This window comes from Amycolatopsis sp. NPDC104819, assembly GCF_055583145.1.
In genome coordinates this window covers 386206-410143 of record NZ_JBVJON010000007.1, presented here as the reverse complement: position 1 = coordinate 410143, position 23938 = coordinate 386206, and the positions used below count along the sequence as shown (strand labels likewise).

The 23938-nt window shown below is 72.7% G+C and carries 4 protein-coding genes and 1 pseudogene; 3 read left to right on the top strand and 2 right to left on the bottom strand.

All coding sequences use genetic code 11. The features are described from left to right. Positions 1-123: 123 nt before the first annotated feature. From ACZ63E_RS24285 to ACZ63E_RS24275, 3 genes and pseudogenes are all read left to right on the top strand, one after another. Positions 124-11376 carry an SDR family NAD(P)-dependent oxidoreductase gene (locus tag ACZ63E_RS24285; protein ID WP_465338585.1) on the top strand — a complete coding sequence of 3751 codons (11253 nt, stop codon included), beginning with the start codon at positions 124-126 and terminating at the stop codon, positions 11374-11376. Then, a pseudogene (locus ACZ63E_RS24280) lies at positions 11361-17210 on the top strand (SDR family NAD(P)-dependent oxidoreductase); the annotation flags it as partial. The gene ACZ63E_RS24285 and the pseudogene ACZ63E_RS24280, both read left to right, overlap by 16 nt. A gap of 258 nt (positions 17211-17468) precedes the next feature. Continuing rightward, a complete protein-coding gene (locus ACZ63E_RS24275; protein WP_465338395.1) occupies positions 17469-22133 on the top strand; it encodes a type I polyketide synthase in 4665 nt (1554 codons plus the stop codon). Here ACZ63E_RS24275 and ACZ63E_RS24270 read toward each other — a convergent pair. Next, complete coding sequence (locus tag ACZ63E_RS24270) at positions 22108-22671, bottom strand: GNAT family N-acetyltransferase (RefSeq protein WP_465338394.1); 564 nt, start codon at positions 22669-22671, stop codon at positions 22108-22110. The two genes, ACZ63E_RS24275 and ACZ63E_RS24270, sit on opposite strands and share 26 nt — an antisense overlap. Next, a complete protein-coding gene (locus ACZ63E_RS24265) occupies positions 22668-23885 on the bottom strand; it encodes a helix-turn-helix transcriptional regulator (RefSeq protein WP_465338393.1) in 1218 nt (405 codons plus the stop codon). Before ACZ63E_RS24265 ends, ACZ63E_RS24270 begins: the two co-directional genes overlap by 4 nt. Positions 23886-23938: the final 53 nt, after the last annotated feature.

The following is a 23938-nucleotide window of genomic DNA, read 5'->3' as shown; positions in this document are numbered from 1 at the left end:
GCGGAAGCTAGGGGCGCTTAGGGGTGGGGACGGCCCTCGGGCCTCGGTAGCCTCCCGAGAGGGTGCGGGAATTCCCGCCAATTCCCGTCGGGAAAACGATCGCTGGAGAACGAGGGAAAAATGGTGAACCCCATCCGGGACCTCGGAGACCTTTCCGCCTACGACCGTTCCCGTGTCCTCGGTGAATTCGTCCGGGAGCACCTGGCCGCGGTGCTGGCGGACTGGCCGGACGGCGGCGCGGACGAGCACCGCTCCTTCCTGGAGCTCGGCCTGGACTCGGTCGCGGCGGTCGCGCTGCACGCGCGGCTCGTCGAGGCGACCGGGCTGGCCCTGCCGGTCACGCTCGCCTTCGACCACCCGACGCCGGCCCGGCTCGCCGAGTACCTGCGGGACCGGCTGCTGGGCTCGGGCCCGGCGCCGGTGGCGGAGCTGCCGTCGTGGGAGGGCGAGCCGATCGCGATCGTCGGCATGAGCTGCCGGTTCCCCGGGGATGTGCGCACGCCCGAGGAGTTCTGGCGCCTGCTGTCCGACGGCGCGGACGCGACGTCTTCCTTCCCGACCGACCGCGGCTGGGACCTCGACGCGCTTTACGACGCCGACCCGGACCGCCCCGGCACGACGTACACGCGTCGAGGCGGGTTCCTGCACGACGCCGCCGACTTCGACGCGGCGTTCTTCGGCATCAACCCGCGGGAAGCCGTCGCGATGGACCCGCAGCAGCGGCTGCTGCTGGAGACCAGCTGGCACGCGCTCGAAGACGCGGGCATCAACCCCCAGCGGCTGCGCGGCAGCCGGACCGGCGTGTACGTCGGCGCCGAGGCGCAGGACTACGGCCCCCGCCTCGAGGACGCGGACGGCGCCGAGGGGTACCTCGACATCGGCACCGCCGGAAGTGTCGCGTCCGGCCGGGTCGCGTACACGCTCGGCCTGGAAGGGCCCGCGATCACGGTGGACACGGCGTGCTCGTCTTCGCTGGTGGCGCTGCACCTCGCCGTGCAGGCGCTGCGGCGGGGCGAGTGCGGGCTGGCGCTGGCGTCGGGTGTCGCGGTGCTGTCGAGCCCGGGCGGGTTCCTGTCGTTCAGCCGTCAGCGAGCGTTGTCGGAGGACGGCCGGTGCCGCGCCTTCGCCGCCGACGCGGGTGGCACGGGCTGGGCCGAGGGTGTCGCGACGGTGGTGTTGCAGCCGTTGTCGGAGGCGCGTGCGCAGGGCAACCGCGTGCTGGCGGTGGTGAGCGGCACCGCGGTCAACCAGGACGGCGCGAGCAACGGTTTGACGGCCCCCAGCGGCCCGGCCCAGCAGAAGGTGATCGAGCAGGCCCTGGCCGACGCGGGCCTGCCGGCGGCGGAGGTCGACGCGGTCGAGGCCCACGGCACGGCGACCCTGCTGGGCGACCCGATCGAGGCCCAGGCCCTGCAGGCGGTGTACGGCACAGGTCGCCCGGCGGAGCGGCCGCTGTGGCTGGGTTCGGTGAAGTCCAACATCGGCCACACCCAGGCGGCGGCCGGGCTGGCCGGGGTGGTCAAGATGGTGCTGGCGATGCGGGCGGGGACGTTGCCCCGGACGCTGCACGTCGAGGAGCCGACGCCGCACGTGAACTGGGCGGGTGGCGGGGTTTCGCTGCTGACGGGCGAGCGCGCGTGGCCGGAGACGGGCCGTCCCCGGCGGGCGGGGGTGTCGTCGTTCGGGATGAGCGGGACGAACGCCCACGTGATCCTGGAGGCGGCGCCGGAGGAATCGGTATCCGCACCTGACCAGCCCGTTGGCCCCTTCCTCCTCCCGATCTCCGCCAAAACCCCCGCGGCCCTGCGCGGCCAAGCCGAAGCCCTCCTCGCGCACCTCGACCGCCACCCCCTGGCCGACCTCGGCGCGGCCCTCGGCACCACCCGCGCCGCCCTCAAACACCGGGCCGTCCTCGTCGCCGCCACCTCGGCCGAAGCGCGCGCCCAGCTCGAAGCCCTCATCGCCGGCGAAACCACTCCCGGCCTGGTCCGCGGCAAGACCACCGAAGGCGGCCTCGCCGTCCTGCTGAAGGGCGAACTGCCGCCCGACGTCCGGGACCTCTGCCGCACCTACCCCGTGTTCGCCGAGGCCCTCGCCGACACCTGCGGCCACCTGAACCTGCACCTCGACACCCCCCTGCTCGGCGCGCTGCTGTCCGCGGCGCCCGAGCTCGCGCGGCCCGAGTACGCCACCTCCGCGGTCTTCGCCGTGGACGTCGCGCGCTACCGGCTGTTCGAGTCCTGGGGCCTGCCCGGCGACCTCGTCGCGGGGCTCGGGATCGGCGAGGTCGCCGCGGCGCACGGCGCCGGGGTGCTTTCGCTTGCGGACGCCTGCGCGCTGGCCGGGACCCTGGCCCGCGGCGCGGGAGAAGACGAGCTGCGGAGGCTCGTTCGAGCACTGACCTTCGATCCCCAGCGAAGGCCGGTGCTCGACGTCGTGACCGGTGACCCGGTGGAGGCGACCGAACTCGCCACCGCCGGGCACTGGACGCGGCTCGCGGAGCCGGTCCAGCCGGAAGCCGGCTGGCTGGACCGGCACGGCGTGCGCGCCGTGCTCGAACTCGGCGGGACCACCGATCCCGCCGAAGCACTCGCCACGCTCGCCGCCCACGGCGCGGACGTCGACTGGCGTGCCTTCTACCAGGACCGCGACGTCCGGCACGTGCGGCTGCCGGGGTACGCCTTCCAGCGTGAACGCTTCTGGCTCGACGCCACCCGCCGCGACACCGGGCTGGTCGAGACCGTGCTCACCCACGCCGCCAAGGACGAGGTGACGCTCACCGGTCGGCTCGCCCTGAACACCCACCCCTGGCTCGGCGACCACCGCGTCCACGGCGCCGCCGTCCTGCCCGGCACCGCGTTCCTCGAGCTGGCCGTCCAGGCCGGCACCCACGCCGGCTGCCGCACCGTGGCCGAGCTGACCCTGCACGCGCCCCTCGTCCTGCCGGACGACGCCGGGGTCGACGTCCAGGTCACCGTCGGCGAGCCGGACGCCCAGGGCACCCGGCCCTTCACCGTCCACTCGCGACACGAGGGTCCCTGGACGCACCACGCTTCCGGCGCGCTCGCCGTCGCGCCGGTGGCAGCGAAGGACAACGTCTCCCGCCCCGAAGCCGGAGCCGTCGACATCGGCGACGTCTACCCGAGGCTCGCCGAGACCGGGCTCGGTTACGGCCCCGCCTTCCGCGGCCTGGCCGCCGCCTGGCTCGCCGGAGACGACGTCGTCGCCGAAGTTGTGCTGCCCGAAGGGGTTCCGGGCGGCTTCGCGCTGCACCCGGCGCTGTCGGACGCCGCGCTGCACGCTCTCGAGCTGTTCGAAGGCGCCTTCGGAGGTGACGGCCGCGCCTGGCTGCCGTTCTCGTGGAGCGGCGTCACCGCCCACGCGACCGGCGCCACCCGCGCCCGCGTCCGGCTGACCCGGACCGGCGACGACACCGTCGCGCTGACCATCGCCGACCTCGAAGGCACGCCGATCGCGACCGTCGAGGCGCTGACCCTGCGTCCGGCCTCCGCGGTGGCCGACTCGCTGTTCACCACCCACTGGGTCCCGTTGACCGCCGATGCGGCCACCGGCACCTGGGCCGTGCTCGGCGAGCCCGCGCACCCGGACCTGCCCGCGTTGCTGCTGTCCGAGCTCCCGGACTTCGTGCTCGCCCCGGTCACCTCGACCGGAACCGGAGCCGCGGCCGCCCACGCCACCACCGCCGACGTCCTGGCCCTGCTCACCACCTGGCTCGGCACCACCGCGGCCGCCCGGCTGGTCGTGCAGACCACCGGCGCGCTCGCCGTCGCGGGCGGGGACGCCGTGCCCGGGCTCGCGCAGGCGACCGTCCCGGGTCTCGTGCGGTCCGCGCAGGACGAGGAGGCCGGCCGGATCGTGCTCGTCGACACCGACGGCACCACCGCGAGCCGGACCGCGTTGCCCGCCGCCGTCGCGGCCGCCGTGGCCGCGGGGGAAACCGAACTCGCCCTCCGTGACGGTGTCGCCTTGGTCCCCCGGCTCGGCACGACGTCCACAATGGACACGGTCACCCTCGACCCCGAGGGCACCGTGCTCATCACCGGTGGCACCGGCGTGCTCGGCGGCCTGGTCGCCCGGCACCTCGTGCGCCGCCACGGCGTCCGGCGCCTGGTCCTGCTTTCCCGCTCGGGCAAAGCTGACCTGACCGGCCTCGACGCCGACATCACCGTGGTCGCCTGCGACGCCGCCGACCGTGACGCCCTCGCCGCCGTCCTCGACGGCATCCCGCGGCTCACCGCCGTGATCCACGCCGCCGGGGTGCTCGACGACGGCGTGCTCGGTTCGCTCACCGCCGAGCGGGTGGCGAAGGTGCTCACCCCGAAGGTCGACGCCGCCGTCCACCTCCACGAGCTGACCCTCGACCGGCCGCTCGACGCGTTTGTGCTGTTCTCCTCCTCCGCCGCCCTGTTCGGCGGCGCGGGCCAGGCGAACTACGCCGCCGCCAACACCTTCCTGGACGCGCTCGCCCAGCATCGGCACGCGGCCGGGCTGCCCGCGCTGTCCCTGCAGTGGGGCCTCTGGGAAGAAGCCAGCGGCCTGACCGCGAAGCTCGGCGAAGCCGACCACGCGCGGCTGCGTCGCTCGGGGATCGCCCCGCTGCCCACGGACCGCGCGCTGATGATGCTCGACGCGGCCCTCGCCACGGCGGAACCCGTGGTGGCGCCGGTGATCCTGGACTACCCGGCGCTCCGGGCGAAGGACGACGTCGTCCCGCTGCTGCGCGGGCTCGTCCGGCCCGCGCCGAAGCTCGCGCCGGTCGCCGCGGCGCCGGCCGCGGACCTCTCCGGCCTGGTGCGGGAGCACGTCGCCGCGGTGCTGGGCCACTCCGCGCCGGACGCCGTCGAGGTCGACCAGGCCTTCACCGAGCTCGGGTTCGACTCGCTGACCGCCGTCGAGCTGCGCAACCGCCTCGGCACGGCACTCGGCCGCCGGCTGCCCGCGACGCTGATCTTCGACTACCCGACCCCCGCCGCGCTGGCCGCCCACCTCGCCGAGGGGAGCCGCGCGGTGGCCGCGCCGGTGTCGGCGAAGGTCGTGGACGAGCCGGTCGCGATCGTCGGCATCGGCTGCCGGTACCCCGGCGGGGTCACCGACGCGGACGGCCTGTGGCGGCTCGTCTCGGAGGGCGCCGACGCGATCGGCGACTTCCCCGACGACCGCGGCTGGGACCTCGACGCGCTCTACGACCCGGACCCGGCCGCGCCCGGCAAGATGTACGTGCGCAACGGCGCCTTCCTCCCGCACGCGCTGGAGTTCGACGCCGGGTTCTTCGGCATCTCGCCGCGCGAGGCCCTCGCCATGGACCCGCAGCAGCGCCAGTTGATGGAGGTCGCCTGGGAGGCCCTCGAAAACGCGGGCATCGACCCGGGCAGCCTCAAGGGCAGCCGCACCGGCGTCTTCGCCGGGATCATGTACCACGACCACGCGGCGCGGCTGCGTGAAGTGCCCGAGGAGCTGGAAGGTTTCCTCGGCAACGGCAGCGCCGCCAGTGTGCTCACCGGCCGCATCGCCTACACGCTCGGCCTCGAAGGGCCCGCGATGTCGGTCGACACCGCGTGCTCGTCTTCGCTGGTCTCGCTGCACCTCGCCGCCCAGGCGCTGCGCCGCGGGGAATGCACGATGGCTCTCGCCGGTGGGGTGACCGTGCTCTCGACACCCGAGGTCTTCGTCGACTTCAGCCGGCAGCGCGGCCTCGCCCCGGACGGCCGCTGCCGCGCCTTCTCGGACGACGCCGACGGCACCGGCTGGGCCGAGGGGGTCGGCATGCTGGTGCTGGAACGGCTTTCCGACGCGCAGCGCAACGGGCACCCGATCCTCGCCGTGATGCGGGGTTCCGCGGTGAACCAGGACGGCGCGTCCAACGGTATGACCGCGCCGAACGGCCCGTCCCAGCAGCGGGTCATCACCGCCGCGCTGGCGGACGCCGGGCTCGGTACCACCGACGTCGACCTCGTCGAGGCGCACGGCACCGGCACCGCCCTGGGTGACCCGATCGAGGTCCAGGCGCTGCAGGCGACCTACGGCGCCGGGCGCGCCGAGGACCGGCCGCTGTGGCTGGGCTCGCTGAAGTCGAACCTCGGGCACGCCCAGGCCGCCGCCGGGGTCGGCGGGGTGATCAAGGTCGTGCAGGCGCTGCGGGCCAAGACGATGCCGCGCACGCTGCACGCGGAAACGCCGTCGTCGAAGATCGAGTGGGACGGCGGTGGTGTTGAGCTGCTGCAGGACTCGCGCCCCTGGACGTCGGACCAGCCGCGTCGCGCGGGCGTGTCGTCGTTCGGGATCAGCGGGACCAACGCCCACATCATCCTCGAGGAGGCGCCGGCGTCCGACGTCGCCGAGCGCGACGGCGAGGCGGCGGGTCCGCTGCCGGTCGTCGTGCACGCGAAGACGCCGGAAGCGGTGCGAGACCAGGCTTCCCGGCTGCGGGAGCACGTCCTGGCGCACCCGGAGTTCTCCGTCGCCGACATCGGCTACTCGCTGGCCACCGGCCGGACCGGGTTCGCGCACCGCGGCGCGGTCGTCGCCGCGGACCGCGAGGAACTGCTGAACGGCCTTGCGGACCTGGCCGCCGGTGCGGAGTCCGCGGTGACCGGCTCCGGCTCGGCCGACGCACGGGTGCTGATGGTGTTCCCGGGCCAGGGTTCCCAGTGGGTCCACATGGGACTGGAGCTGGCGGAGCACGAGCCGGTGTTCGCCGAACGCCTGCGTGAGTGTGACGCGGCCCTGTCGGAGTTCGTCGACTGGTCGTTGTTCGACAAGCTCGCGGACGAGTCCTCGCTGGGCCAGGTCGACGTCGTTCAGCCGCTGTTGTGGGCGATGATGGTGTCACTCGCGGCGCTCTGGCGGTCCTACGGTGTCGAGCCCGCCGGGGTGGTCGGACATTCTCAGGGGGAGATCGCCGCGGCGACCGTCTCGGGTGCGCTGTCGCTGCAGGACGGCGCACGGGTGGTCGCCCTCCGGGCCCGCGCACTGCGGGCGCTGGAAGGCATCGGCGGGATGTCGTCGATCCTCGTGTCCGCGGAACGCGCCGCCGAGCTGATCAAGCCGTGGGGCGAGAAGCTCGCCGTCGCCGCGGTGAACGGCCCGGCGCAGGTGATCGTGTCCGGTGACGTCACCGCGCTCGACGAACTTGCGACGCGCTGTGAGAAGGAAGGCGCGCACTACCGCCGGATCGGCGTGTCGTACGCGTCGCACCACCCGCAGGTCGGGCAGCTGGCCGACGTCATCCTCGGCGACCTCGCCCCCGTGACCCCGACGACGACCGAGATCCCCTTCTACTCCACCGTTTCCGGTGAGGCGATCACCACCACGGCGTTGACCGGCGAGTACTGGCTGGAGAACCTGAAGAGCCAGGTCCGGTTCTTCCCGACCGTCGTCGAAGCGCTCAAGAACGGCTTCACGCACGTCCTGGAGATCAGCCCGCACCCGGTGCTCGGCGCGCCCCTGGAGGAAGCGGCGCAAGGCATCCCGGTGCTCTCGACGCTTCGCCGCGGTGACGGCGGGCCGAGCCGGTTCCTGACGTCGGTCGCCGAGTTCACCGTCGGCCAGGGCAGTCTCGACTGGACTGCGCTGTACCTGGACGCCGGCGCGCGGCGGGTGCCGCTGCCGACGTACGCCTTCCAGCACGAGCGCTACTGGCTGGAGGCCCGCCAAGGCGCCCAGGACGTCGGCACGGTCGGGTTGAGCCCGGCCGGGCACGGGCTGCTCGGCGCGGTCATGCACGCCGCCGGCGACGGCACGGTCTACCTCAGCGGACGGCTGTCCCTGGCCGCCCAGCCGTGGCTGGCCGACCACGCGCTCGGTGACACACCCCTGCTGCCCGGCGCGGCGATGGTCGACATGGCCGTGCACGCCGGGGACCAGATCGGCTGCCCGCACCTGGAGGAGCTCACCCACCACGCGCCGCTCCTGTTGCCGCGCACGGGATCCGTGGTCGTCCAGCTGATGGTGACCGCTCCCGACGACGACGGCCGCTGTGGCCTGACCCTGCACTCGCGTCCCGAAGAGGACGGCGAGTGGGAGCTGCACGCGTCCGGCCTGCTGTGCCGCGAGACACCGGAACGGCCGCAAGCCCCGGCCACCTGGCCGCCGGAAGGTGCGAAGCGGATCGAGACCGAGAACGCGTATCACGTCCTCGCTGGCCAGGGATACGCCTACGGGACGCTGTTCCAGGGCCTGGAAGCCGCGTGGCGCGACGGCGACGCGCTGTACGCCGAAGTCAGCCTGGCGGAAAGCCTGGAGGAGGACGGTTTCCTGCTGCACCCGGCGTTGCTCGACGCCGCGTTGCACGTCATCAGCCTGGCGAACCCCGGTGACGACACCGCGATCCCGTTCTCCTGGCAGGGCGTCACCGTGCACGCGAGCGGCGCCCGGCGGCTGCGTGTCCGCATCACCGGCGGCGCGGACGACACGGTCACCATCAGCGCGTTCGACGGCGCGGGCGCCCCGGTGCTCGACGTCCGCGCGCTGGTCTCCCGGGCCCTGCCGCCGCAGGCGCTGTCGCAGTTCGTCAACATCCGCGACAGCCTGTTCCAGCTCGGCTGGCCGGAGTGGACGGCCGAGAGCGGGTCGACGACGGTTGTCGACAAGCCGACTTTCGGGGTGCTCGACGACACGAGCGGCCTGCGGTCCTGGTTCGCCGAGGCCGGGTGCGAGCCCGTGCTCTACCGCGGCTGGGACGAGGTCGCCGTCACGCGCGAGACCCCGGACCTGGTGCTGTGGGACACCGCGTCGCTGCTTCGCCGTCCCGTCGACCTCGACGACGGCCCGGCGCTCGCCGACACCGCGGGCCGACTGGTCGAAGCGGTCCTCATGCGGCTGAAGCGGTGGCTCGCGCTGCCGCAGTCCGAGCGCACCCGGCTGGTCGTGGTGTGCTGGGGCGGCCTGGCCGTCGCCGGCATCGGCGGCCTGATCCGGTCGATGACCACGGAGTTCCCGGACCGCCTGGTGCTGCTGGACGTCCGGGGCAAGGGCACGATCGACGTCGCGGCGCTGATGGCGGTGCTGGCCACCGACGAGAACGTGGTGGGCGTGCGGGACGGCGTCGTCCGCGTGCCGCGCCTCGAGCGGACGATCTCGGAGCTGGCCATCCCCGACGGCGAAGCCTGGTCCGTCGCCTCCGACGGCCGCGGCACGCTCGACGGGGTCGGCCTGGTGCCGTCCGACGCGGCCACGGCCGAGCTCGGGCCGAACGAGGTCCGCGTCGCGGTGCGCGCCGCCGGGGTCAACTTCCGGGACGTGCTGATCAGCCTGGGCATGTACCCCGACGCGGGCGCGATGATGGGCAGCGAGGCCGCCGGCCTGGTGCTGGAAGTCGGCGAGGACGTGCGCTCGGTCGAACCCGGCGACGCCGTGATGGGCCTGTTCACCGAGTGCTCCGGCTTCGGCTCGCACGCGGTGACCGACGCCCGGATGGTCGTCCCGGTGCCCGAAGGCTGGTCGTTCGAGCAGGCGGGCGCGGCCCCGGTCGTGTTCCTGACCGCGTTCTACGCGCTCCACGACCTCGGCAAGCTCGCCACCGGCAAGCGGATCCTGATCCACACCGCGACCGGCGGCGTCGGCATGGCGGCGTTGCAGCTGGCCCAGTACTGGGGCGCGGAGGTGTTCACCACCGCGCACCCGAGCAAGTGGCCGGTGCTGCGCACACTCGGCGTCCCGCGGGAGCGGATGGCCAGCTCGCGGACTGCGGACTTCGAGGCGGAGTTCCTCGCGGCCACCCGCGGCGCGGGCATGGACGTCGTGCTGAACTCGCTGGCCAACGAGCAGACCGACGCGTCGCTGCGGCTGCTGCCGCGCGGCGGCCGGTTCGTCGACATGGGCAAGACCGACGTCCGCGACCCGGACGTCGTCGCGAAGGAGCACCGGGGTGTCCGGTACCGGGCGTTCGACCTGATCGAGGCCGGGCCCGACCGGATCCACGACATCCTCACCGCGTTGCACGAGCTGTTCACCGCGCGGGTGCTGCTGCCGCTGCCGGTCAAGGCGTGGCCGATGCAGCAGGCACGGCGCGCGCTGCGGTTCGTGCGGGAGGCGCGCCAAATCGGCAAGGTCGTGCTGACCCTGCCGGAGGAGCTCGACCCGGACCGCCCGGTGCTGGTCACCGGCGGCACCGGCACCCTCGGCGGGCTGCTGGCCCGGCACCTCGTCACCGAGTACGGCGTGCGGGAGCTGGTGCTCACCTCGCGCCGGGGCCTCGGCGCGGTCGGCGCCGCGGACCTGCGTGACGAGCTTCTGGAGGCCGGCGCGGAGTCGGTCGCCGTGGTCGCCTGCGACGTCGCCGACCGCGAGTCGCTGGCCGGGCTGTTCGAGCAGACCGGGCCGGTCGGGGCGGTGTTCCACACGGCCGGGGTGCTCGACGACGGCCTGTCGGTGAACCTCGGGCCCGAGCAGGTCCGCCGGGTGCTGGCGCCGAAGGTCCAGGCGGCGACCTCCCTGCACGAGCTGACCCTGGACATGGGGCTGTCGCACTTCGTCCTGTTCTCCTCGGCCGCCGGTGTCCTCGGGGACGCCGGGCAGGCCAACTACGCGGCGGCCAACACCTACCTCGACGAGCTGGCCGCGGAACGCCGGGCGCTCGGCCTGCCGGCGCTGTCGCTGTCGTGGGGCCTGTGGGCGGACGAGTCCGGGATGACCGGGCACCTCAACGGGGTCCACCACGACCGGATGGCCGCGAACGGCATGCGGGCGCTTTCGGCGGACCACGCGCTGGGGCTCCTGGACGTCGCGATGACGTCGACGCACCCGCACTACGTCCCGATCTCGCTGAGCGTCGGGACGCAGAGCGAGCCGATCTTCCGGGCGCTGGTGCAGCCGAAACGGGCCCAGGCCCGCGCGGGCACCGCCGTCGCGGACGACGGGCTCGCCGACCGGCTGGCGGTGCTCAACCCCGAACAGCAGCTGCGGCTGCTGGACAAGCTGGTGGCCGCGCAGGTCAACCTCGTGCTCGGGCACGCCGAGGAACACCCGGTCGACCCGGACCAGCCGTTCACCGTGCAGGGTTTCGACTCGCTGACCGCGGTCGAGCTGCGCAACCGGCTCACCACCCAGACCGGTGGACACCTGCCGGCGACGCTGATCTACGACCACCCCACCCCGCGGCACATCACGCAGCTGCTGCACCGGACGCTCGCGCCGGAGCAGGAGCCGCTGTCGGCCGACGACGAGGACAAGCGGCGGCTGCAGGAGATCCTCGCCACCGTGCCGGTGTCCCGGATCCGGGAGATCGGGCTCTTCGACGCGCTGCTCAGCCTGGCCGAGGAGCCGGACGGCGGTTTCACCACCACAACGGCGAACGTGGACGACATGGACACCGACGCACTCATCGCGTTGGCGATGGAGGGATCCGAGAACTCATGACTGCACCTCAGGAGAAGGTCGTCGCCGCACTCCGGGCGTCGGTCAAGGAAACCGAACGGCTGCGTCAGCAGAACCAGCAGCTCCGCGCCGCCGCGCACGAGCCGGTGGCGATCGTCGGGATGGGCTGCCGGTTCCCGGGCGGCGTCGGGTCCGCGGCGGACCTCTGGCGCCTGGTCGCCGACGGCGCGGACGTCATCGGCGAGTTCCCCGCCGACCGCGGCTGGGACGCGGACGCGCTGTACGACCCGGACCCCGAGGCGGCCGGGAAGTCGTACGTCAAGACCGGCGGGTTCCTCCACGGCTCCAACGGCTTCGACGCGGGGTTCTTCGGGATCTCGCCTCGGGAAGCCGTCGCCATGGACCCGCAGCAGCGGCAGCTCCTGGAGGTCGCCTGGGAGACCCTCGAGGACGCCGGGCTCGACCCGGTCGCGCTCAAGGGCAGCCCCACCGGCGTGTACGTCGGCGTGATCCACAGCTCCTACGCCGACCGGCTGCCGTCGGTGCCGGGCGAGCTGGAAAGTTATGTGGACAACGGGAACCTGAGCAGTGTCGCGTCCGGCCGGATCTCCTACACCCTCGGCCTGGAGGGGCCCGCGGTGTCGGTCGACACGGCGTGCTCGTCGTCGCTGGTGGCGCTGAACCTCGCCGTGCGCGCCCTGCGCAACCGCGACTGCACGCTCGCCCTGGCCGGCGGCGCCACGGTCATGGCGAGCGAAAGCTCGTTCGTGAACTTCAGCCGTCAGCGCGCGGTCGCGCCCGACGGCCGCAGCAAGGCGTTCGCCGAGGCCGCCGACGGCTTCGGGGTGGCCGAAGGCGCCGGTTTCCTCTTGCTGGAACGGCTTTCCGACGCCGTCCGCAACGGCCGGGAGATCCTCGCGGTGGTCCGCGGCTCGGCGGTGAACCAGGACGGCGCGTCCAACGGCCTGTCCGCCCCGAACGGCCCTTCACAGCAGCGTGTCATCACGGCGGCGCTCGAGGACGCGCGGCTGTCGCCCGCCGACGTCGACCTCGTGGAGGCGCACGGCACGGGCACCGCCCTGGGTGACCCCATCGAAGTCCAGGCGCTGCAAGCGACCTACGGTGTCGAGCGTGCGGCCGACCGTCCACTGTGGCTCGGATCGCTGAAGTCGAACATCGGCCACTCCCAGGCCGCGGCGGGCGTGGGTGGCGTGATCAAGATGGTCCAGGCCCTGCGGGCCGGGGTCATGCCCCGGACGCTGCACGCGTCGACGCCGTCGTCCAAGATCGAGTGGGACGGTGGTGGTGTCGAGCTGCTGCAGGAGGCCCGCCCGTGGGAGTCCGACGGTCCCCGGCGCGCCGGGGTGTCGTCGTTCGGGATCAGTGGGACGAACGCGCACGTGATCCTGGAGCAGGCGCCCCCGGCCGAGGTCACCTCGGCCGACGTGCCGGGGCCGCTGCCGTTCCTGGTGCACGCCAAGACGCCGGAGGCGTTGCGGGACCAGGCTTCGCGGCTGCGTGAGCACGTCCTGGCCCACCCGGCGGTGGCGTTGGGTGACCTCGGGTTCTCCCTGGCCGGCCGCAGCAGGTTCGCCCATCGCGGGGCCGTGGTCGCCGCGGACCGCGACGAGCTGCTGTCCGGGTTGGCCGACCTTTCGCTGACCGGCTCCGGCTCCGGTGGGCCGAGCCGGGTGCTGATGGTGTTCCCGGGTCAGGGTTCGCAGTGGGTCCACATGGGACTGGAGCTGGCGGAGCGCGAGCCGGTTTTTGCCGAGCGCCTGCGGGAGTGTGACGCGGCGTTGGCGGAGTTCGTGGATTGGTCGGTGTTCGACAAGCTGGCGGAAGAGACGAGCCAGGTCGACGTGGTGCAGCCGCTGCTGTGGGCGGTGATGGTGTCGCTCGCCGCCCTTTGGCGGTCCTATGGTGTTGAGCCCGCCGGGGTGGTGGGTCACTCGCAGGGTGAGATCGCTGCGGCGACGGTCTCAGGTGCGTTATCCCTTGGTGATGGCGCTAGGGTGGTTGCTCTTCGTGCGAGGGCGTTGCGGGCGTTAGAGGGTCTAGGCGGCATGGCGTCGCTGCGAGTGTCGGCGGAAGAGGCCGCGGAGCTGATTGACGAGCGGCTCGCGGTGGCGGCGGTGAACGGCCCGGCGCAGGTGATCGTGTCGGGTGAGGTGTCCGCTTTGGACGAACTGGCGCAGCGGTGCGAGAGCTATCGGCGGATCGACGTTTCTTATGCTTCGCATCATCCGCAGGTCGGGCAGCTCGCCGAGGTGATCCTGGCAGATCTCAAGCCGGTGTCGCCGGAGAGCACCGAAATCCCGTTCTTCTCGACAGTGTCCGGTGAAGAGGCCGACACGGCGACCCTCACCGGCGAGTACTGGCTGGAGAACCTCAAGAGCCAGGTCAAGTTCTTCCCGACCGTGGTGGCGGCGCTGAAGCAGGGCTTCACGCACGTCCTGGAGGTCAGCCCGCACCCGGTGCTCGGCGGCCCGCTGGAGGAAGCGGCGCAAGGGATCCCGGTGCTGTCGACCCTGCGCCGCGAGGGCGGGCAGCCGCGGTTCCGGACCGCGCTGGCCGAGCTGCACGTCCACGGCGGTGACGTCGACTGGACGCGGGTGTTCGACGGCGCCGCCCGGGTGCCGCTGCCCACCTACGCGTTCCAGCACGAGCGGTACTGGCTGGAGGGTGAGGCCGCTCAGGACGTGACGGCCGTCGGCCTGCGCCCGGCCGGGCACGGCCTGCTCGGCGCGGTCCTGCACGCCGCCGACACCGGCGCGGTCTACCTGACCGGACGGCTTTCGGCGGCCGCGCAGCCGTGGCTGGCCGACCACGTCGTCGGTGACAGCGTGCTCCTGCCGGGCGCGGCGATGCTGGAGATGGCGGTCCACGCCGGGGACCAGCTGGGCTGCCCGCACGTCGAGGAGCTGACCCACCACGCGCCGCTGGTGCTGCCTGCGGAGGTGCAGGTCACCGTCCACGAGCCGGACGAGACCGGCCGCTGCGCCTTCGCCCTCCACTCGCGGTCCGACGACGAATGGGTCCAGAACGCGGAAGGCACCCTGGTCAAGGGCACCGCGGCCGCCGACACCGGCCTCACCGAGTGGCCGCCGCGAGACGCACAACCGGTCGACGTGACGGCGTTCTACCCGACGCTGGCCGAAACCGGGCTCCGCTACGGGCCGGTGTTCCAGGGCCTGCGGCAGGCGTGGCGGCGCGGCGACGAGCTGTTCGCCGACGTCGTCCTGCCCGACGGCGAGGCCGCCGACCGGTTCGTCGTGCACCCGGCGCTGCTCGACGCGGCCGTCCAGGTCGCCGAGCTGGACGGCGACGGCACCACCCGGCTGCCGTTCTCCTGGCGCGGGTTCTCGGTGTTCGCCACCGGCGCCCGCGCGCTGCGGGTGCGCGTGGCCCCGACCGGCGAAGACGGCGTCACCATCACCGCCGCCGATCCGACCGGAGCCCCGGTCGCCCAGGTCGACGAGCTGATCTCCCGGCCGACCCAGGCGGCCGGCCCCGCGGTGCGGCTGCGCGACACGATGTACCGCGTCGACTGGCAGGACTGGACTCCCGCGCCGGCTTCGGCGTCCGCCGAGATCGCGCGGTGGCCGGTCCCCGGCGGGCTGACCGCGAGCGAAGTCATCGAGACGACGTTGCGGCGCATCCAGGAGTGGCTGGCCGAGCCGGGCGAGGCGCGCCTGGTCGTCGAAGGCGCCGACACGCTCGAAAACGCGGGCCTGCCGGGTCTCGTCCGCACGGTCGCCGCCGAGTTCCCGGGCCGGGTCTCGCTGCTGGTCACCGACGGGTCCGAAGTGGACGAAGCCGTCCTCACCGCCGATGAGCCCGTCGCCGGGGTCTTCGACGGGACAACGCGGGTGCCCCGCCTCGGCCGTGTCGGCGCCGAGCTCACCGTCCCCGACGGCGGCTGGCGGATCGGCAACAACGCCGAACCGGTGCCGTACGACGTCGGTGTCGCGCCGCTGGAGTCCGGGCACGTCCGGGTCCGGGTGCGTGCGGCGGGTGTCAACTTCCGGGACGTCCTGGTGGGCCTGGGCATGTACCCGGACCCGGACGCGGTGCTGGGCAGCGAGGCCGCCGGTGTGGTGGTCGAGGTCGGCCCCGGTGTCGAGGCGGTCCGCGTCGGCGACGCCGTGATGGGCATGTTCACCGAGTGCGCCACCTTCGGCGCCCTCGCCGTCACCGACGCGCGGCTGGTCGTCCCCGTCCCCGACGGCTGGACGTTCGAGCAGGCCGGCGCGACCCCGGTGGTGTTCCTGACGGCGTTCTACGCCCTCGCCGACCTCGCCAAGCTGACGGCGGGGGAGCAGGTGCTGATCCACACCGCGACCGGCGGGGTCGGCATGGCCGCGCTGCAGCTGGCCCGGCACTGGGGTGCGGAGGTGTTCACCACCGCGTCCCCGGCGAAGTGGGAGACCTTGCGCGCCCTCGACGTCCCGCTCGACCGGATCGCCAGTTCGCGGGCCCTCGACTTCGAAGCCGACTTCCGCGAAGTGGCCGGCGGCCTCGACGTCGTCCTGAACTCCCTTGCGCACGAACACACCGACGCGTCGCTGCGGCTTTTGCGGTCCGGCGGCCGGTTCGTCGACATGGGCAAGACCGACGTCCGCGACCCGGAAACCGTCGCCGCGGAGCAAGAAGGCGTGTCCTACCGGGCGTTCGACCTCATCGAGGCCGGACCGGACCGGCTCCACGAGATCCTGACCGAGCTGCACACGCTGTTCAGCACCGGAGCGCTCACGCCGTTGCCGGTGCAGACGTGGCCGATGCAGCAGGCGCGGCGTGCGCTGCGGTTCGTGCAGGCGGCCCGGCACGTCGGCAAGGTCGCGCTGACCCTGCCCGAGCCGCTCGACCCGGCCCGTCCGGTGCTGGTCACCGGCGGCACCGGCACGCTCGGCGCGCTGCTGGCCCGCCACCTCGTCACACGGCACGGCGTGCAGCACCTGGTCCTCACCTCGCGTCGCGGCCCCGAAGCCGCCGCAGGACTCGAGGACGAACTGCGGGAACTGGGCGCCGACGCCGTCGACATCGTCGCGTGCGACGTCGCCGAGCGGGCCGCCGTCGACACGCTGGTCGCCCGGTATCCGCGGCTGGGCGCGGTGTTCCACACGGCCGGGGTCCTCGACGACGCCCTGTCGGTCAACCTCACGCCCGAGCAGGTGACGAAGGTGCTGCGCCCCAAGGTGGTCGCGGGCACCCACCTGCACGAGGCGACGCGGGACCTCGGGCTGTCGCACTTCGTGCTGTTCTCGTCCGCGGCCGGGGTGCTGGGTGACGCCGGTCAGGCCAACTACGCGGCCGCCAACACCTTCCTCGACGAGCTGGCCCGCCGACGCCGTGAGGAGGGCCTGCCGGGGCTGTCGCTGTCCTGGGGGTTGTGGGACAACGCGTCCGGCATGACCGGGCACCTCAGCGAAGGCGAGCGATCGAGGATGGCCGCCGACGGCATGCGCCCGCTGTCGGCCGAACACGCGCTCGGCCTGCTGGACGCGGCGATGACCTCGACACACCCGCACTACGTGCCGATCGCGCTGACCGTCGGCGCTCAGCCGGAGCCGCTGTTCCGGGCGCTGACCACGGCGGCGCGGTCCAGCGCGCACACCGCCGTGACGACGACCGGTCTGGAAGGGCAGCTGGCCGCGCTCACCGCGGAGCAGCAGCTGCACCTGCTGGAGACGATCGTGGCGGCGCAGGTCAACCACGTGCTGGGGCACGCCGAGGAGCACGCGGCCGACCTCGACCAGCCGTTCAAGACCCAGGGGTTCGACTCGCTCACCGCGGTCGAGCTGCGGAACCGGCTGACCACGCGGACCGGCGTGCGGCTGCCCGCGACGCTGATCTACGACCACCCGACCCCGCGGCACGTCGCCCGGCTGCTCCACACCGAGCTGGCGCCGGACCAGGCCGCGGGCGGTTCGCCGGTGCTGGCCCGGCTCGACGCGCTCGAAGCCGCGCTGGGCGGCGCCGCCGACGAGGACCGCGAGGAGATCACCGCGCGGCTGCGGGCGCTGCTCGACCGCTGGGCCGGCAGCGCCGACGAGACCGGGGACGACGTCGACGACGCCTCGGCCGACGAACTGCTCGACATCATCGCCAAGGAATTCGGAAGGTCCTGACCCATGCCGAACGACGAGAAGCTCCTCAAGGAACTGAAGTGGATGACCACCGAGCTGCGGCGCAGCCGCCGTCGGCTGGTGGAGGTCGAGGACGCGGCGCACGAGCCGATCGCGATCGTCGGCACGGGCTGCCGCTTCCCGGGCGGCGTCACGTCGGCCGAGGACCTGTGGCGCGTGGTCACCGAAGGCGCCGACGTGATCGGCGAGTTCCCCGCGGACCGCGGCTGGGACACGGACAAGCTGTTCGACGCGGACCCCGACGCGGCCGGGAAGACCTACGTGCGCTCCGGCGGTTTCCTGCGCGACTCGAACGACTTCGACGCGGAGTTCTTCGGGATCTCCCCGCGGGAAGCCCTGGCCATGGACCCGCAGCAGCGGCAGCTGCTGGAGGTCGCCTGGGAGACCCTCGAGGACGCCGGCATCAACCCGGACTCCCTGAAGGGCAGCCTGACCGGCGTCTTCGCCGGGGTGCTGCAGAGTGACTACTCGACGCGGCTGGACACCGTGCCCGCCGACCTCGAGGGCTACCTCGACAACGGCAACATGGCCAGCACCGCCACCGGCCGCATCGCCTACACCCTCGGCCTGGAAGGGCCGACGATGGCGGTCGACACGGCGTGCTCGTCGTCGCTGGTCGCGATCGACCTCGCGGTGCGGTCGCTGCGGAACCAGGACTGCTCGCTGGCGCTGGCCGGCGGCGTCACGGTCATGTGCACCCCGGCGACGTTCACCAGCCTCAGCCGTCAGCGCGCGCTCGCCCCGGACGGCCGCTGCAAGGCCTTCTCGGACGACGCGAACGGCTTCGGCGCGGCCGAGGGCATCGGGTTCCTGCTGCTGGAACGGCTTTCCGACGCCGTCCGCAACGGCCACCAGGTCCTCGCCGTGGTCCGCGGCTCGGCGGTGAACCAAGACGGCGCGTCCAACGGCCTGACGGCGCCGAACGGCCCGTCGCAGCAGCGCGTGATCCAGGCGGCCCTGCGGAACGCACGGCTCGGCGCCGCCGACGTCGACCTCGTCGAGGCGCACGGCACCGGCACCGCGCTCGGCGACCCGATCGAAGTCCAGGCGCTGCAGGCGGTTTACGGCGTCGACCGGGCCGCCGACCGTCCACTGTGGCTGGGTTCGCTGAAGTCGAACATCGGGCACGCCCAGGCCGCCGCCGGGGTGGGTGGTGTGATCAAGATGGTGCAGGCGCTGCGGGCGGGTGTTATGCCGCGGACGCTGCACGCCTCGCCGCCGTCGTCGAAGATCGAGTGGGACGGCGGTGGTGTCGAGCTGCTGCAGGAGGCTCGTCCGTGGGCCTCGGACACCCCTCGCCGGGCCGGTGTTTCGTCGTTCGGCATCAGCGGGACGAACGCCCACGTGATCCTGGAGCAGGCGCCCGCGGTCGAGGTCGAGCGGTCCGAGGTGCCGGGCGCGGTGCCGGTGCTGCTGTCCGGCCGCACGCCGGACGCGTTGCGGGACCAGGCCGCGCGCCTGCGTGAGCACGTCCTGGCGCACCCGGTGTCGTCCTTGGGAGACCTCGGGTTTTCGCTGGCGACGGGCCGGGCGAACTTCGCTCATCGCGGTGCCGTGGTCGCCGCCGACCGGGACGAGCTGCTGTCGGGGTTGGCCGACCTTTCGCTGACCGGTTCGGGGTCCGGTGGGCCGAGCCGGGTGCTGATGGTGTTCCCGGGTCAGGGTTCGCAGTGGGTCCGGATGGGACTGGAGCTGGCGTCACGCGAGCCGGTTTTCGCCGAGCGCCTGCGTGAATGCGACGCGGCGTTGGCGGAGTTCGTCGAGTGGTCGGTGTTCGACAAGCTGGCGGAAGAGACGAGCCAGGTCGACGTGGTGCAGCCGCTGCTGTGGGCGATCATGGTGTCGCTCGCCGCACTCTGGCGCCACTACGGTGTTGAGCCCGCCGGAGTGGTGGGCCACTCGCAGGGTGAGATCGCCGCGGCAACGGTCTCAGGTGCGTTATCCCTTGGTGATGGCGCTAGGGTGGTTGCTCTTCGTGCGAGGGCGTTGCGGGCGTTAGAGGGTCTAGGCGGCATGGCTTCGCTGCGAGTGTCCGCGGAAGAGGCCGCGGAGCTGATCGACGAGCGGCTGGCGGTGGCGGCGGTGAACGGCCCGGCGCAGGTGATCGTGTCGGGTGATGTGTCCGCTTTGGACGAGCTGGCGGAGAGGTGCGAGAGCTATCGGCGCATTGACGTTTCCTACGCTTCGCACCATCCGCAGGTCGGGCAGCTCGCCGAGGTGATCCTGGCAGATCTCAAGCCGGTGTCGCCGGTGAGTACCGAGATTCCTTTCTACTCCACGGTTTCCGGTGCGCAGGCCGACACGGCGACCCTTACCGGCGAGTACTGGCTGGAGAACCTGAAGAGCCAGGTGAAGTTCTTTCCGACCGTCGTCGAGGCTCTCAAGCACGGCTTCACGCACGTCCTGGAGGTCAGCCCGCACCCCGTCCTCGGCGCGCCCCTCGAAGAAGCGGCGCAAGGCCTCCCGGTGCTCTCGACCCTGCGCCGCGACGGCGGCCAGCCGCGATTCCGGACGGCGCTGGCCGAGCTGCACGTCCGCCACGGCCGGGTCGACTGGACGCCGCTGTTCGAGGGCGCTCACCAGGTTCCGTTGCCCACCTACGCTTTCCAGCACGAACGGTTCTGGCTCGACGCGCCCCAAACGAAGGGATCCACGGACGCCGCCGAGGCCGCCTTCTGGACCGCCGTCCGCGAGGAGGACGTCGACGAGGTCGCGAAGACCCTCGGCGTCGAAAGCGACTCGCTCGGCACGGTGCTCCCGGCGCTGTCCGGCTGGCAGCGCCGCCGCGAGGAGCGGGCGAGCCAGGACGCCCTCCGCTACCGGGTCGCCTGGACCCCGCTGACCCGGCCCGCCGCGGTCCGGCTCACCGGCCGCTGGCTGGTCCTGACCCCACCAGGCGTCGAAGCGCCGCGGCTCGACGACCGTGGCGCCGAGGTGGTCCACGTCAGTGTCGAGGCCCGCACGGACCGCGCGGCCTTCGCGGAGCTGCTCACCGGCGAGCCGTTCACCGGGGTCCTTTCGCTGCTTGACCTCGTCGGGACCCTGCACCTGACCCAGGCCATGGGCGACGTCGAATCGGCGGCACGCCTGTGGTGCGTCACCCGCGGCGCGGTCTCGCCGACCCGCGAGCCCGGCGCCGTCGACCCGGTGCAGGCCCAGCTCTGGGGCTTCGGCCGGGTGGCCGGCATCGAGGCCCCGCAGCGCTGGGGCGGCCTGGTGGACCTGCCCGCCGGCGCGGACGAGACCCTGCTGGTCGCCGCGCTTTCCGGCACCGAGACCGAGGTCGCGGTCCGCGACGGCGAGTTGTTCGGCCGCCGCCTGGTCCGCAGCCCGGTCGGCGGGGCCGCCGGGGAGGCGTATCGGCCGCGCGGGACCGTGCTGGTCACCGGCGGCACCGGGGCGCTCGGCGCGCACGTCGCCCGTTGGCTCGCCGCGAACGGCGCCGAGCACGTGGTCCTCACCAGCCGCCGCGGGGAAGCCGCGGAAGGCGCCGCCGAGCTCGCGGAGGAGCTGCGGGCGTGCGGCACCGGCGTCACCATCGCGGCCTGCGACACCGCCGACCGCGACGCGCTCAGCGGGCTCCTGGACGGCGTCGGGCCGCTCAGCGCCGTGTTCCACGCGGCCGGTGTCCTCGACGACGGCGCGCTCGACTCGCTCACCCCGGACCGCTTCACGACCGTGCTGCGGCCCAAGGTCGACGCGGCCCGGAACCTGCACGAGCTGACCCACGACCTGGACGCGTTTGTGCTGTTCTCGTCGTTCGCCAGTGTCATCGGCAATGCGGGCCAGGCCAACTACGCCGCCGCCAACGCCTACCTCGACGCGCTCGCCGAACAGCGCCGCGCGGCCGGGCTCCCGGCGACGTCGGTGGCCTGGGGCGCGTGGGGCGGCACCGGCCTCGCCGCGGACGAGACGATCGCCGAGCGCCTCGACAAGGAAGGCGTCTCGCCGATGGCCGCGGCCGCCGGGGTCACCGCGCTCGGCCTCGCCCTGGACCACCGGGACGTCGCCGTCGGGGTCGCCGACGTCGACTGGCCGCGCCTGGTCGAGCGGCACGGGCCCCGGGCCCTGCTCGACCGGCTGCCCGAGGCGGTCGTGCCGGTCTCGGCGCCCGCGGCGGCCGTCGCCACGGCGGACGCGGGAGCGGCCCTGCGGCAGCGGCTGGCCGACACCCCGCCGGCGGACCGCGAAGGTGTCCTGCTGGACCTGGTGCGCGCCCAGGCCGCCGCGGTGCTCGGGCACGCGTCGCCCGCCGCGATCGACCCCGGCCGCGGGTTCACCGAGCTCGGGTTCGACTCGCTCACCGCGGTCGAAACGCGCAACCGCCTGAACACGCTCACCGGCCTGCAGCTGCCGACGGCGCTCACGTTCGACTACCCGACGCCGGCGGTCCTGGCCCGCTACCTCGCCGGCCGGCTCGTCCCGGAAGACACCACGACGGCGGCTTCGGTGCTCGCCGAGCTGGACAAGCTCGGCCGCGCCTTCGCCGAGACGGCGCCCGACGGCATCACGCGGGCGCAGCTGAAGGTCGGCCTGCAGTCGTTCCTGGCCGGCTGGATCGACGGGGAATCCGGTTCTTCCGGCGATTCTTTCGATTTCGGAACCGACGAAGAATTGTTCGAGTTCATCGACAACGGACTGACTGCCTGACGTCGAGGTCGAACATCAGCGAGTCGTACACGGGAGCGTCGTCGAACGGCTGCAATTGACCGAAGAGCTGCCAGCCCCAGGACAGGTATGCGGTCCGAGCGGGAATGTTGTCCGGTTTGACGAGCAGAGTGGCCCGTTTTTCCGGTCGGCCCTCGATCAGCTCGTCGTGCAATCGACGGGCGAACCCGCGCCGTCGCCATGCGGGCAGGACCATGAGCTGGGTGATGGCGAAGGTGCGCTGTCCGTCCTCTGCGAGGATCGTGGGGTCGGTGTTTCCGCGGAATCCGCGCCACCATCCCGAACGATCAGGAAGGGTATACCCCAACGTATAACCGACAAGCGTATCCCGGATCCAGGCCGTGACGAGCTCAAAACCGGGCCACTTGGCGTAAGCTTCCAGCCGCTCCCAAAATCGTTCCGGCGAGAAGAACGGATCATCGAGCAGGTTGGCGTACGCCTCGGCGTAGACCGTGAGCAGCGGGCGGCGCAGTTCCTGCATGCCGTCGGCGTCATGTTGGCGAAGCGCCGGCGCGGTCATGAGGCCAGGGTGGCGTAGCGTTCGGTCAGCTGATCGAGCCCTGGAGGCTGTTGCGTCGAGAGGGTCCGCATAACGCGGTGCAGCTCCATCGTGACCCGCCAGCTGTCCAGTCCCTCAGCGATCGCATCGAGTACTTCGTGGGCGGCTTCGACCGCTCCGTCGGCAGCGCCGTCAGCCGCACGGGCCGATGCCAGCCGCACCCGGTACAACCCAACGTTGCGGGCGAAACCGTCACCGTATCCGGCGATCGCCTGCTCCAGGAGCTTCTCGGCGCGTCGAGCATGGCCTGCTTCGATCGCGCAAGTGGCTTCGACGGCATCGATCTCCGTGGGGCTCATGAATTCCGCCCACCCGGCCGTCTCTCCGCCTCGATCGGTATCCAAGGCTTTCCGGGCACGGGTAATGGCAGCCTGGGCTTCGCCGGCGCTGCCGCTACGGGCATTGGCCACCGCCAGATGCAGCAACGGCACAGCGGTCATTCTTGACGGCCGCCCGAGGGTGCGAACGGTGTCTTCGGCTGCCCGGGAGAAGCGCACACCTTCGAGGGGACGGCCGGCCAGATTGCTCTGGAAACCCAACCCGGCCAGGGCACGAGCTTCGATTTCGGCTTCGCCGGCTTGGCGGGAGACGGCCAAAGCACTGGTGAAGCTCGATCGGGCCACCTCGTGCCGCCCGGCATCGCCGGCCAGCCAGCCGGTGCGGATGTGCAGGTTGCCGATGGCTTCAAGCAATGCTTGACCCACTCCGCCGCCATAGCTGCCTTGTTCAAGCATGAAGGTGGCGTCGCGGACGGTGGCCACGCCGGCCTGCCAGAGCGTTTCGCCGCCATGCGTGTGGTCGAGGCGGCAAAGCCGGTCGGTGGCCCGCTGCAGACGTCGCACGTCGGCCATGCCGATGCTGTCGAACACTTCGATACCGATGCTCGTGACCGCAGCCGCGCTCCACTTCATGAGCGTCCGTCGCTTCATGGGGTCGGACGGTACCTCCGATTCGGGAAGCGTGCTGTGGTGTTCGGTCAGCAGATCTTCCAGGCCGGCGCCGGTCACCCGGAGCAGCCGAGCCAGCTTGGGCCGCTTGTAAGGCAACGGCTCGGTGTCTCCCGCCTCCCACCGGGCCACGGTGCTACGGTCGGTCCCGAGGGCTTCGGCCAGGGCCTCCTGGGTGTACCCGGCCGCCTTCCGCGCCCGTGCCAGCTGTGTCCGCTTGGCGGCCATGACCATCTCCTCGAAGACGCTGTGTGGTCGTCAGATTACCGCAGGTCAGATGC

Bases quoted from the DNA above. Each gene is read 5' to 3' on its own strand.
- ACZ63E_RS24265 (WP_465338393.1), bottom strand. From the start codon at position 23,885: ATGGCCGCCAAGCGGACACAGCTGGCACGGGCGCGGAAGGCGGCCGGG.
- ACZ63E_RS24275 (WP_465338395.1), top strand. From the start codon at position 17,469: ATGCCGAACGACGAGAAGCTCCTCAAGGAACTGAAGTGGATGACCACC.
- ACZ63E_RS24270 (WP_465338394.1), bottom strand. From the start codon at position 22,671: ATGACCGCGCCGGCGCTTCGCCAACATGACGCCGACGGCATGCAGGAA.